Origin of the sequence: Luteibacter aegosomatissinici (assembly GCF_023078495.1) — a bacterium.
Lineage (GTDB): Bacteria > Pseudomonadota > Gammaproteobacteria > Xanthomonadales > Rhodanobacteraceae > Luteibacter > Luteibacter aegosomatissinici.
The window spans coordinates 3,552,331-3,565,289 of record NZ_CP095742.1 but is presented as its reverse complement, the minus strand read 5'-3'; the positions used below and the strand labels follow the sequence as shown (position 1 = coordinate 3,565,289).

Annotated in this window: 10 protein-coding genes; 6 read left to right on the top strand and 4 right to left on the bottom strand. The window is 64.9% G+C overall.

Annotated elements, in window-relative coordinates; all coding sequences use genetic code 11:
• Positions 1-107: 107 nt before the first annotated feature.
• Both L2Y97_RS16040 and L2Y97_RS16035 read left to right on the top strand, forming a co-directional pair.
• Positions 108-866: an NAD kinase gene (locus L2Y97_RS16040; RefSeq protein WP_247428536.1), complete on the top strand. Its 759-nt coding sequence runs from the start codon at positions 108-110 to the stop codon at positions 864-866.
• Between the two features lie 64 nt (positions 867-930).
• The gene (locus L2Y97_RS16035; protein WP_247428533.1) at positions 931-1,872 is read left to right on the top strand and encodes a 5'-nucleotidase; all 942 of its coding nucleotides are present in this window, start codon (positions 931-933) and stop codon (positions 1,870-1,872) included.
• A 15-nt stretch (positions 1,873-1,887) separates the two neighbouring features.
• Here L2Y97_RS16035 and L2Y97_RS16030 read toward each other — a convergent pair whose 3' ends face one another.
• A complete protein-coding gene (locus tag L2Y97_RS16030; RefSeq protein WP_247428530.1) occupies positions 1,888-2,763 on the bottom strand; it encodes a DMT family transporter in 876 nt (291 codons plus the stop codon).
• Between the two features lie 252 nt (positions 2,764-3,015).
• Here L2Y97_RS16030 and L2Y97_RS16025 point away from each other — a divergent pair, with 252 nt between their 5' ends.
• Genes L2Y97_RS16025 through L2Y97_RS16010 form a run of 4 tightly spaced genes read left to right on the top strand, consistent with a single transcriptional unit; the run spans position 3,016 to position 7,667 of the window.
• The gene (locus L2Y97_RS16025) at positions 3,016-4,185 is read left to right on the top strand and encodes an acyl-CoA dehydrogenase family protein (protein ID WP_247428527.1); all 1,170 of its coding nucleotides are present in this window, start codon (positions 3,016-3,018) and stop codon (positions 4,183-4,185) included.
• Between the two features lie 10 nt (positions 4,186-4,195).
• Positions 4,196-4,732, top strand: coding sequence for a GNAT family N-acetyltransferase (locus L2Y97_RS16020; protein ID WP_247428525.1), 537 nt, complete (start codon positions 4,196-4,198; stop codon positions 4,730-4,732).
• A gap of 24 nt (positions 4,733-4,756) precedes the next feature.
• Complete coding sequence (locus tag L2Y97_RS16015; RefSeq protein WP_247428523.1) at positions 4,757-5,380, top strand: glutathione S-transferase family protein; 624 nt, start codon at positions 4,757-4,759, stop codon at positions 5,378-5,380.
• 22 nt (positions 5,381-5,402) lie between these two features.
• Positions 5,403-7,667: a thiamine pyrophosphate-dependent enzyme gene (locus L2Y97_RS16010; RefSeq protein WP_247428521.1), complete on the top strand. Its 2,265-nt coding sequence runs from the start codon at positions 5,403-5,405 to the stop codon at positions 7,665-7,667.
• Positions 7,668-7,734: 67 nt separating this feature from the next.
• Here L2Y97_RS16010 and L2Y97_RS16005 read toward each other — a convergent pair whose 3' ends face one another.
• From L2Y97_RS16005 to murB, 3 genes are all read right to left on the bottom strand, one after another.
• Positions 7,735-9,456: a GGDEF domain-containing protein gene (locus tag L2Y97_RS16005; RefSeq protein ID WP_247428519.1), complete on the bottom strand. Its 1,722-nt coding sequence runs from the start codon at positions 9,454-9,456 to the stop codon at positions 7,735-7,737.
• 172 nt (positions 9,457-9,628) lie between these two features.
• The gene (gene ppk1 / locus L2Y97_RS16000; RefSeq protein WP_247428517.1) at positions 9,629-11,788 is read right to left on the bottom strand and encodes a polyphosphate kinase 1; all 2,160 of its coding nucleotides are present in this window, start codon (positions 11,786-11,788) and stop codon (positions 9,629-9,631) included.
• Between the two features lie 149 nt (positions 11,789-11,937).
• The gene (murB, locus tag L2Y97_RS15995) at positions 11,938-12,957 is read right to left on the bottom strand and encodes a UDP-N-acetylmuramate dehydrogenase (protein WP_247436836.1); all 1,020 of its coding nucleotides are present in this window, start codon (positions 12,955-12,957) and stop codon (positions 11,938-11,940) included.
• Positions 12,958-12,959: the final 2 nt, after the last annotated feature.

Sequence of the window (12,959 nt, the reverse complement as noted above, 5' to 3'; positions counted from 1 at the left end):
CAAGCGCCCCTACAGGAGCGGCCGCAAGCGTCGGGCTCATCCGCAAGCATGGTTCCCACCATCGGGGCCGTGGGCTAAGCTCCGGGCTGGTCCTTCAAGCCGCCCCCATGCGCCTAGCCTTCGTCGCCAGCGAAACCGAAGTCGCCCAGCGCGCCCGCGTTGCGCTTTCCAAGCGCTACGGCGGCGTGGAGCCGGGCGATGCCGAAATCATCGTGTCCCTTGGGGGCGATGGCTTCATGCTGCGTACGCTGCATGCCCATCGCACGCTTGGCATACCTTTCTACGGCATGAAGCTGGGCCGCCTCGGCTTCCTCATGAACAAGCACGAGATCGATGGCCTTCAGGAACGCATCGAGCGCGCCCATCCCGCGGTGTTGCACCCGCTGGAGATGCACAGCATCTGCTGCGATGGGGTAGAGCACCGTGCGCTGGCCTTCAACGAGGTGGCGTTGCTGCGCCAGAGCAACCAGGCCGCGCATCTGCAGGTTCGCCTGAATGGTGAGGTGAAGCTCGACGAACTGGTGTGTGATGGCATCCTGGTCGCCACGCCTGCAGGCTCCACCGCCTATAACCTCTCGGCCCACGGGCCCATTCTCCCGCTTGACGCCAATGTGCTGGCGCTAACACCGATCAGTCCGTTCCGCCCGCGTCGCTGGCGCGGTGCCATCCTGCCGCATGCGGCCAAGGTGGGTTTCGATACGAAAGACCCGAACAAGCGGCCGATCAGTGCGACCGCCGATTTTCACGAAGTCCGCGATGTCCGCACGGTGGATATCCGCCAGTCGCGCCGCCACGGCGTCCGCCTGCTGTTCGACCCCGAGCACAACCTGCAGCAGCGTATCCTCGACGAGCAATTCGCTCTTTAAGTCCTCTACGACGGCCGGCCCACGGTTGGTCTACGATAGGGCTGACCACGCTACGGATACACCCATGAACGCCCCCGAGGACCTCACCGCCACCAACGCCCACGCCGAGGCATCCGTGCGCGACAACCGCCTGGTGGTGGCCATCTCTTCCCGGGCATTGTTCGACATGGGTAGCAGCCACGAGCTGTTCGAGCGTGAGGGCCTGGATGCCTATCGGGCATTCCAGATTGAACACGAAGATGAGCTGCTGAAGCCCGGCGTAGCGTTTCCGTTGGTGCAGAAGCTGCTCGACCTCAACAAGCTATCCGGCGATGTGCCGGCCGTCGAGGTCATCCTGCTGTCGCGCAACTCCGGCGACACCGGCCTGCGCATCTTTAACGCGATCCAGCATTACGGCCTGGAGATTTCCCGCGCGGCATTCACCAGTGGCGCGCCCACCTCGGATTACATCGCGCCCTTCAAAGCGGATCTGTTCCTCTCGGCCAACGCCGAAGACGTGGGCAGGGCGCTGCGCGCCGGCGTCGCCGCTGCCACCATCCTCCCGTCGACCGCGCCCCCGCGTTCAACGGAGCAATTGCGGATCGCCTTCGACGGTGACGCGGTCATCTTTGGCGACGAAGGCGAACGCGTATCCCGTGAACAGGGCCTGGACGCTTTCCATCGCAACGAAACCGAGATGTGGGCCGAGCCGCTTTCCGGTGGCCCGTTCCGGGGTTTCCTGTCTGCGCTGCACCGCCTGCAGGCCGCATTTCCAGCGGAAACTTCGCCAATCCGCACCGCGCTGGTCACCGCGCGCTCGGCCCCCGCGCACAAGCGCGTGATACTCACGCTGCGCCGCTGGGGCGTCCGCATCGATGAAGCGCTCTTCCTTGGTGGCCGCGACAAAGGGCCGTTCCTGGACGCTTTCGGCGCAGATATTTTCTTCGACGACAGCCCAGCCAACGTGGAATCCGCCCGTCGCGTGGTGGCCACCGGGCATGTGCCTCATGGCGTAAGTAACACCTGAGCGGGGTGCTGCCGATTAGACGATGTTCGTCCACCGCCACCAGTCGGTCTTCTTTTCCTCACGCACGAACGTGAACAGGCCGGCACCGAGAATGAGCACGATGCCGATGAGCATCGGCCAGTCGAGGTGGTCGTGGAAGATGAGGTAGCCGAACAGGATGGCCCACAGCATCTGGCTGTATTGCGTGGGCGCCACGCGCGCTGCGGGTGCATGCTGCGTGGCCAGCATCAGGAGGACAGCGCCGATGGCGGCGAAGCCACCGTAGCCAAGGATCAGCAGCCACTGGTGTAGATCGGGCCACACGAAGTGCGGCAGCATCATGATGAAGCCGGCGAGCATGGGCCCGACCACACCGGCGCCATACAGCGTAATGCGCTTCTCGTTAGCGCCCGCCATGCGCAAGGCGATGATCGAAAGGGCGCCGGTGATCCCGCAGATGATCGCGGCGACATGACCGGTCCCCAGGTGGCGGAACCCGGGGCGCAGCACCACGAGTACGCCCAGGAACCCGACGACCACGGCCGACCAGCGCCGCCAGCCCACGTGCTCGCGCAGAAAGATCACCGAGAGGATGGTGACGAAGATCGGCAGCAGGAAGATGAGGCAGAACGCCTCGGCCATGGGTAGCGCGGTGAAGGCCATGACCGCGGTGACGTTGCCGATGGCACCGGCCAGGGCGCGGAGCAGCCACAACCCCGGCATCTTAGACACCACGATCTCGCTCCAGCGGTCGCCCGGCTTTTTGAGGAAGGGCAGGGCGGCCAGGGCCAGCACGGCGCCGAAGAAGACGGCCTCGTAGGCGGGCAGGGTGCCCTCCAGCGACTTCACGAACGCGTCGCTCCACGCGTAGGCCGCGTAGCAGGCGAAACCGAGGATCACACCCTTGAACATGGGGAAGGCCAGGTGACGGTGAGCAAGGCCATTATGTAATCGATTACCCGGCGACACACCCTTCGCAGGCGCATGGTGCCTGCCGGGCCCCCACCACGTCCCGTGGCCGCCCGCGTGCGGCGCTCCGTGGGGCCAGGGCCAGAACGGGTCCGGGCGCCCGGCCGTCCCATGGATTGCTGCGGCCCGCCATGACCCTTCCTTCACACAGGTCTACAATCAAGGGCTTTCCGGCTGCCGCTTACGAGTCCCCGCATGGCCCATCGTCTCGACCCGCTCGATCTTTACGACGTCCGCTCGCTGCTCACCGAAGAGGAGCGCATGGTGCAGGATGCCGTCGGCCGCTTTGTCGATGAAAAAGTGCTGCCGATCATCGGCGATGCCTTCGACCAGGCCCGCTTCCCGGCGGAGCTCGTTCCCGAGATCGCCTCGCTTGGCCTGCTGGGTGCCACGCTGCCCGAGGAATACGGCTGCGCCGGCATGAACGGCGTGAGCTATGGCCTGATCTGCCAGGAACTGGAGCGCGGTGATTCCGGCCTGCGCAGCTTTGCGTCGGTGCAGAGCTCGCTGTGCATGTACCCGATCTTCGCTTACGGCTCGGAAGAGCAGAAGCGCGAATACCTGCCGCGCATGGCGGCGGGCGAGGTCATCGGCTGCTTTGGCCTCACGGAACCGCACGGCGGTTCGGATCCGGCCAACATGAAGACCGTGGCGCGCCGCGATGGCGGCGACTGGGTCATCAATGGCGCCAAGATGTGGATCACCAACGGCAACCTCGCACACATCGCCATCGTGTGGGCGCAGACCGACGACGGCATCCAGGGCTTCATCGTCCCGACCGATACCAAGGGTTTCGCCGCGCAGGAAGTGCACAAGAAGATGAGCCTGCGCGCCTCGGTGACCTCGGGGCTGTTCTTCGATGATGTGCGTGTGCCCGATAGCGCGCGCCTGCCGAACGTGAAGGGCCTGAAGGGTCCGCTGGGCTGCCTGACCCAGGCGCGCTATGGCATTACCTGGGGCCCGATCGGCGCGGCGCAGGCCTGCCTGAAAGAGGTCATGGACTACTCGTCGCAGCGCATCCTGTTCGGCCGCCCGCTAGCCGCCAACCAGGCCGTGCAGCTGAAGATGGCCGACATGGCCCGCCGCATCACCACGGCACAGCTGCTGTCGCTGCAGTTGGGCCGCTTGAAGGATGCCGGCCGCATGCAGCCCACCCAGGTATCGCTGGCCAAGTGGAACAACGTGCGCATGGCGCTGGATATCGCCCGCGAGTGCCGCGATATCCTGGGTGGCGCCGGTATCACGACCGAGCATTCGGCCATTCGCCATGCGCTGAACCTGGAATCGGTCATCACCTACGAAGGCACCGAAACGGTGCACCAGCTGGTGGTAGGCCGTGAGCTCACCGGCATCAACGCGTTCTGATCGCGGCGCCATGCACGGCCCGCGCATTGAAACCGACCGGCTGATCCTTCGGCCAACCGCGGCGGAGGATTTCGACGCGTGGGCCGCGTGCATGGCCGACCCGGAAGTGAACCGATTCATCGGCGGCCCGCAACCGCGGGCCATCGCATGGCGCAATTTCATGACCATGGCGGGCTCATGGAGCATCCTCGGCTTCGGCATGTTTTCGGTCATCGAGCGTGCCACTGGGCGCTGGGTAGGTCGGCTTGGCCCGTGGCAACCCGAAGGCTGGCCGGGGCATGAAATTGGCTGGGGCCTGCTGCGCGAGACCTGGGGCAAGGGGTACGCGACCGAAGGCGCTGCCGCTTCGATGGATTGGGCCTTCGAAAACCTCGGCTGGAACGAGGTCATCCATTCGATCAACCCTGACAATGTCGCCTCCATCAGCGTCGCGAAAAAGCTGGGCTCCACCTTGCTCGGGCCCGGTACGCTACCTGCGCCGTTCGAAGGTGATGTCGTCGACCTGTGGGGGCAGACCCGTGAGCAATGGCTTTCGGGTCGCCGCTAGATTCCCTGTTTGCCGGAGCATCCTGTGAGCGAGAGCAGCATCGCTATCCCGACCGTGTACGGTCTGCGGTCGTCGGGCAATTGCTACAAGGTGCAACTCCTGCTGGATCTGCTGGATCGACCCTACCATTGGGTCGACACCGACAGCTCCGCGGGGGCCACGCGTACGCCTGAATTTCTTGCGCTAAATCCGAACGGGAAGGTGCCGTTGCTTGTGCTGGATGATGAGCGCCGTCTGGCGGAATCCAACGCGATCCTTTGCTACCTCGCGGAAGGTTCGTCGTACCTGCCCGCCGACGACTGGGACCGCGCGCGTACCCTGCAGTGGCTGTTCTTCGAACAATACAGCCACGAGCCCTACATCGCCGTGGCGCGTTTTGTTCGCCGCTGGCTGCCGGAAGGCCACGAGCGCCAGGCGGAGATTCCCCGCTTGCTGGAGCGCGGTGGCAACGCACTCGACGTGATGGAAGATCACCTCGGCAGCGAATGCTATTTCAGCGGGGGCGCCTTCGGCGTAGCCGATATCGCGCTATACGCATACACCCATTGCGCCGCCGATGGCGGTTTCGATCTTTCCCGGTGGCCGCGCGTCGGCGCATGGCTGGAGCGCGTGCGCGCCCAGCCGCGCTTCTCGCCGATGGCTGCCTGAACCCATTCTCCCCGAGCACATCATGTCCGTCCCGCACACCATCGCTGCCCGCCACAAGGGTTTCAATCGCGCCGAGATCGTCGACCAGAACTTTGTCGAGTTCGTGCAGTTCTGGCAGGGCGATGTCGCCCGTGCACCGCGCGACGACGAGCCGGTGCTGCCGGGTAGCTCGCTCGATGTGAAGGGGTTCCGCGATCTGCTCGAATCGCAGCTGATCAGCCGCCACCTCGACCTCATGGCGCGCGTGCTGCGTGTACAGAACAAGGTGTTCTACACCATCGGTTCGTCAGGCCACGAAGGCAACGCGATGGTGGCACGCGCAACGCGGCACACCGATCCGGCGTTCCTGCACTACCGCAGCGGCGGTTTCATGGCCGAGCGCTTCCGCAAGCTGCCGGGCATGGATCCTGTGATGGACTCCGCGCTCTCGTTCGCTGCGAGTAGCGAGGATCCAGCCTCGGGCGGACGGCACAAGGTGTGGGGAAGCAAGCCGTTGTGGGTGCTTCCGCAGACGTCCACGATCGCGTCGCACCTGCCCAAGGCGCTGGGCACCGCCGTCGCGATCGAACAGGGTAAGCGTATCGGCCACGCGCTGCCCATTCCCGAGGATTCGATCGCGCTGTGTTCGTTCGGCGACGCCTCGTCCAACCATGCCACCGCGCAGACCGCATTCAACGCCGCGGCATGGACCGCGTACCAGAAGTTGCCGGCGCCGGTGCTCTTCATCTGCGAAGACAACGGCATCGGTATTTCGGTGAAGACACCCAGTGGCTGGGTGGCGAGCAACTTCGAACGTCGTTCCAACCTTGATTACTTCTACGCCGACGGGCTTGACCTTGCCGGCGGCTACGCGGGCGTGCAGCGCGCCGTGGATCACTGCCGCAACACGCGCCGGCCCACGTTCCTGCATCTGAATACCACGCGCGTCATGGGCCACGCCGGCACGGATTTCGAGATCGAGTGGCGCTCGGTGGAAGAGTTGGTGGCGCTGGAAGCGACGGATCCCTTGCTGCGCAGTGCCACGATCGCGTTGGCTTCGGGCGTGTATGACCGTGATAGCCTGCTCGGGCTGTACGATCGCATTCGCAAGCGTTGTTTCGAAGCCGCAGAAGAGGCGGATCGCCGGCCGAAGATCACCAGCCTGGCCGAGGTAACCAGGCCGCTGGCTCCGTATACGCCGGATGCGGTGCGTGCCGAGGCCGAACGCATGGGCGATGCCGGCGAGCGCGAACGCGCCTTCGGTGGTGCGGAGAAACTCCCCGAGAAGCAGCCGCCGAAACACCTGGCCATCCAGGTGGGCCAGGCGTTGCATGACCTGATGGCGAAGTACCCCGAAAGCCTGCTGTTCGGCGAAGACGTGGCGCAGAAGGGTGGCGTTTATACCGTGACGAAGGGCCTGCACAAGGCTTTCCGCAATGCGCGCGTGTTCAACACGCTGCTCGATGAGACGATGATCCTGGGCCTGGCGCAGGGCTATGCCAACATGGGCATGCTGCCGTTGCCCGAGATCCAGTACCTCGCCTATTTCCACAACGCATGCGACCAGATTCGTGGCGAGGCGGCCTCGTTGCAGTTCTTCTCCAACGACCAGTACCGCAACCCGATGGTGATGCGCGTGGCCTCGCTCGGCTACCAGCGTGGGTTCGGCGGCCATTTCCACAACGACAATTCGATCACCGCCTTGCGCGATATCCCGGGTCTGGTGGTGGGCTGCCCCAGCCGTGGTGATGATGCGGCGACCATGCTGCGCACGCTCGCGGCGCTGGCGAAGATCGATGGCCGCGTCACGGCGTTCCTCGAGCCCATTGCGTTGTACATGACGAAGGATCTCTACGAAGCCGGCGACGGCCAGTGGCAATTCAGCTATCCGGCACCGGGCGAAGCGATGCCGCTGGGTGAGGGTCGCGTGTACAACGACGCGGCGGACGACCTGGTGATCTTTACCTTTGGCAATGGCGTGCCCATGAGCCTGCGTGCCGCCCGCCGGATTGAAGCGGAGCGCGGCTGGAACGTGCGCGTGGTGGACTTGCGCTGGCTCGTGCCGCTCAACGATGCCTTCATCGCTGCGCAGGCGAAGGGAGCAAAGCGCATCATGGTCGTGGATGAAGGCCGCAAGAGTGCCGGCGTGGGCGAGGGCGTGATCACTGCCATTGTCGAGGCAGGGTTCGGCAGCGTGCCGCTCCACCGCGTGGTCGGTGCGGATACGTTCACGCCACTCGCAGGCGCCGCGTTCCTGGTTCTGCCGGGCGATGACGATATCGTGGCTGCGGCAGCGAAACTCGCGTAGAAGCGCGCTTGCGCGCGATGGGTTGGCGCGTCACCGCTTCGTTGGCTTTTCGCGCGCAAGCGCGCTCCTACCGTTTGGGGGCGGCCTTGGTGCGGACCAGGGTGGGGCCGGCCGGGCCGGAGCAGATGACGCGGTTACGCCCGCCCAGCTTGGCGGCGTACATCGCCTGGTCGGCGCGTTCGATCAGGGATTGCACTGTATCGGCCGGCGTGCGGATCGCCACACCGATAGATACGGTCAGGGGTTCGTTGTCGCCTACGTGCACATCCAGCCGGCTGACGCGGCGACACAGGCGTGTCGCGATCTGGATGACGTGTTCCCGTTCGGCCCCCTGAAGCAGCGCTACGAATTCCTCGCCGCCGTACCGGCCAAGCAAATCACTGGGTCGCAGCTCATGCCGCAGGGCGCCGGCCACGGCAACCAGCGCGCGGTCGCCCGCCGCATGGCCGTGGCGATCATTCAGCGCCTTGAAGTGATCCAGGTCCAGGAACAGCAGCGCCACCGGGCGCCCCATGCCTTCGTCCAGCACGGAAAGTGCGGCGTCCGTCCACGCGCGCCGGTTAAGTACGCCGGTCAATGGGTCGGCATCGGCAAGCTTGCGCGCCTGGTCACGGTCGTGGCGAATGGTCAGCGCGCGATCGGAAAGGCCGATGGACAACACGATCGCCTCGAAGGCGCCCATGGCAATGGCGGCATCCGGCAGCCACGGGGCGCTGGCGAACATGCCCTGCAGCTGGGCGCCGCATGCGGCCGTAAGGAGCAGCAGCGGGGTCCAGCCCACCAGGAAAAACCACGCGTGCCGCGAGCCGCGCATCGCGGCGATCCCACCGGCCATGAGTAGCAGCAGCGCGCCAATCAGCAGCAGGGGCTGAAGCAGGAGATGGGCGGTTCCCACCAGCAGCGCAATGCCCGTCGCCTGGCAAATGGCGATGACCGGCATGCCAATCGCGAAGGCCAGCACCGGTGTGCGCAGCAGCGGTACGTAATCGTCCACCTTGCAAAAGCGCAGCATGAAGAGGGCCGCGAAGGATACGGAAAGTGCCGTCGCCGCCGTACCGAGCGAATCGCTCATGCCCGCCAGCGCCTGGAACTCAAGCGGATGGAAGACGTAACCCGTCCTAAGGCCCTGGATCAGCGCATAGCAGCACAGGTAGGCGGCATACCAGCCAAACGTCATGTCGCGCAGGATCAAGGTAAAGCACAAGGCCATCAGCGCCATGGTGAGCATGATGGCGAAGCATGCCGTGGCGAAGACGAGCCAGCTGGCGTCGTCGCGCAGGTAATCCGGCCAGGTGTCCAGGCTCATCGTGACGGCACCCGCCACCTGGTCCGTCGGTTCAAACTTCAGCAGCAGCGGTCGTGAGGCCGGTACGTCGGGCGGAATCGCAAACATCAACCGGCCGTGGCCGTGCAATGGCGGGCCAAAATCGTCCAGTGACGTCGTCCAGAGACGGTCGGGGGCTAGATAGAGACTGACCTTGCCAGCCCCCGGATTCAGGATACTCAGTACCCGCTCGCCCCCCGTCCACGGTGGCAGGGGGCGAAGGATGACCCAGGTGCCGGTGCCTGCATGGGGAAATGCCTGCATCCGGGCCGGATCGAACGCGGGCAGGGGTGTGGTCCATGCCTCGGCCAGGACCTTGGCCGGGTCGTCACCGGGGCGTACCTCGCGCCAGTTGCCCCCAAGGGCATCGTTTGCATGGGAGAGGCTGGCCGCCGCGAGCAGTACGCAGCAGGCCACCGCCTGGCACAGGCGGATGATCCATGCGTGTTGGCCCTGCTTGACCATGCCCGAATCCTGCGAAGACACTGCGGCGCGCCCATGGCGCGCGGCCTGGATCCGATGCGATCACCTGAAAGCCCCGTCTCCCCCAACAGCCGTTTTATTCTGCACTGCCGCCGAAACTGTGTCTTGTCTGCCGTTCGGGCTAGGTGAAGGCCCTATATCCCAGGGGCGAGGTTCACGCCTGGGGGGCGGCCAGCCCCGCGTAACGCTCCAGGAGCTGGGCCTGGGCATCGCGTACCGGCGCCCCTGAGGCCGGCTGGGCCAGCACATAGGCCCCATCGGGCTGCTGCAGCCAGGCCGAGTGGTTGTCGGAGAGGTACAGGTCGAGCTCCTTGCGCACCCGCTGGCGGAGCTTTTTGCCCTCGATGGGGAAGCAGGTCTCCACGCGGCGGTCCAGGTTCCGCTCCATCATGTCGGCGCTGGCCAGGTACAGGTCCGGCTCGCCGTCGTTGTGGAACCAGTAGACCCGGCTGTGTTCGAGGAACCGGCCGACCACCGAGCGGACGCGGATGTTGTCCGACACCCCGGGGATGCCACCGCGCAGGCAGCACATGCCACGCACGATCAGCTCGATTTTCACACCCGCCTGGCTTGCGCGGTACAGCGCACGGATCATCTTCGGATCGGTGATCGCATTGAGTTTGCAGATGATCTCGGCCTTCTTCCCTGCGGCTGCGTTGCTCGCTTCGCGTGCGATCAGTTCCAGCAGGGTCTTCTTCAGCGTAAACGGCGCATACAGCATGCGCTTCATCTTCAGCGCCTTGCCCATGCCCGTGAGCAGCCGGAACAGCTTGTGCACGTCGTCGCACAGCGCCTCGTCAGAGGTGAGCAGGCTGTAATCGGTATAGAGGCGGGCGTTACCGGAATGGTAGTTGCCGGTACCCAGGTGCGCATAGCTCACCAGCTTGCCGTTCTCGCGGCGCTGCACATAGGCCAGCTTGGCGTGGGTCTTCACACCCACCACGCCATAGGTCACCACGGCGCCCGCCTGCTGGAGGCGCGAGGCCAGGCTCAGGTTCGATTCCTCATCGAAGCGGGCGCGCAGTTCCACCACGGCGGTGACTTCCTTGCCGGCACGTGCGGCTTCCACCAGCGCATCGACGATCTCGGAATTGGCGCCACTGCGGTACAGCGTCTGCTTGATGGTGAGCACCTGCGGATCCTTCGCCGCCTGGCGCAGGAAATCCACCACGGGCGAGAACGATTCGAACGGGTGATAGAGCAGGATGTCCTGCTTGCCGATGACCGAGAACATATCCTCCGCATCGGCCAGCGCCTTGGGCAACGCCGGCACGAATGCCGGGTACTGCAGGCGGGCGTATTCCGGCTTCAGTGTCATTTCGAACAGGCGCGCCAGGTTCACCGGGCCATTCACTTCGTAAAGCGAATCGGCATCCAGGGAGTACTGCTTCAGCAGGTAATCCACCAGGGGCTTCGGGCAGTTGTCCGCCACCTCCAGGCGTACCGCATCGCCGTAGCGGCGCGAGAACAGTTCGCCACGCAGCGTGCGCGCCAGGTCTTCCACGTCTTCCGGGTCGATCGAGAGATCGGCATTGCGGGTCAGGCGGAACTGGTACGAGCCCAGCACGCGCATGCCGGGGAAAAGGTCATCCGCGTGGGCATGGATGATGGATGACAACAGCACATAATTATCGCCGCCTTCGCACACATCGGCCGGGAGGCGAATGATGCGCGGCAGGATGCGCGGCGCAGGCACGATGGCCAGGCCCGAATCGCGGCCGAAGGCGTCGGTGCCTTCCAGTTGCACGATGAAGTTGAGGCTCTTGTTCACCAGCCGCGGGAACGGGTGCGTCGGGTCCAGGCCGATCGGTGTGATCAGCGGCGCCACCTCGTTGCGGAAGTATCGGCGCACCCACAGCTTCTGTTTGTGCGACCACTGGTTGCGGCGCACGATGCGGATGCCTTCATCCGACAGGGCAGGGAGGATTTTCTCATTCAGGATGGCGTATTGCCGCTCGATCTGGCGGTGGGCAATTTCAGAAATTTCGGCCAGCACGCGGCGCGGTGGAATGCCATCGGCGCCAATCACCTCGTGGTCGAAAGCAATCTGCTGCTTCAGCCCGGCCACGCGGATCTCGAAGAACTCATCCATGTTGGATGAGAAAATGAGCAAAAACTTCAGGCGTTCGATCAGCGGCTTGGATTCATCCAGTGCCTGGTCAAGCACGCGGATGTTGAACTGCAGCTGCGCGAGTTCGCGGTGGATATACAGCGATGGGTCGTTGAGATCGATGGCGGGTGTATCCGCGACCACCGGCGGGGCCTTGGCGGAAGGTGCCTTGGCGGGTGCGGTCGGTTCGGTGGCAGTCGTCATCGTATCCAAGCGTCAGTCCTCGTCGCGGTTCACGACGTACCCGATGGTACGCCGCCCGGGGAGGTTATGACCGTGCTTTGACACAGTCATGACACCGACGGGCGCTACGCCTGCGCACCCGGCTGTTGTGTGCCCGATACGTGTAGGAGTCAGATGACCAGTGGTTCAGGTTCGAGCGTAATGCCGAAGCGGGCCTGCACGCCCGCAATGACTTTCTGGGCAAACGCCCACAGTTGGGGGCCGGTGGCTTTCCCATGGTTCACCAGCACCAGCGCGTGCCGGTTGGACATGCCGGCGTCGCCATCGCGCTCGCCCTTGAAGCCGGCGGCTTCGATCAACCAGCCCGCCGAGATCTTGGCGGTGCCCCCGGCATGCGGCCACACCGGCAGGCCGGGATGGGCCAGCGCGAGGGCATCCGCCTGGGCCTGGCCGATCACCGGATTCTTGAAGAAGCTGCCCGCATTACCGATCACGGCCGGATCGGGCAGCTTGCGCGAACGCAGGCGCACGACCGCTTCGGCAACGTGGTACGGGGTGGGCCGGGTGATCCCCATCTTCTCCACTTCTTCGCGGATGCCTGCATAGTCGAGCGATAACGGGCGTTCGCGGGGCAGGGCAAAGGTCACCGCGACGACGATCCAGCGGCCGGCCTGTTGCTTGAAGCTGGAGTCACGGTACGAGAAAGCACACGCGGCCTTGTCCAGCACCACGAATTCGCCGGCGTGCGTGTCGTAGGCTTCCACGGTGTCGACAAACTCGGCTACTTCCACGCCGTACGCACCGATGTTCTGGATCGGGGCGGCGCCCACGGTGCCGGGAATCAGGATGAGGTTCTCGAGCCCGGCGTAGCCCTGGCCCAGCGACCAGCGCACGAAATCATCCCAGCGTTCGCCCGCGGCGACCCGGATCAGCACCCGGTCGTCGCGCTGGAACGTTTCGACGCCTGCATTGGCCATGGCTAGCACGGTGCCATCGACGTCGCCCTTGATCAGCATGTTGCTGCCCTCCCCAAGCACCAGCACCTTGCCGCCTTTGACGGCGGGGAAAGCGAGGATCTCCGGGATTTTCAGCGGATCGCGTACTTCGGCCAGCAGGTTGGCACGCGCATCCACGCGTAGCGTATTGCGGCTGCCGAGGGGCGCGTGGGAGGTGAGGGTGAAGCCGCCCATGT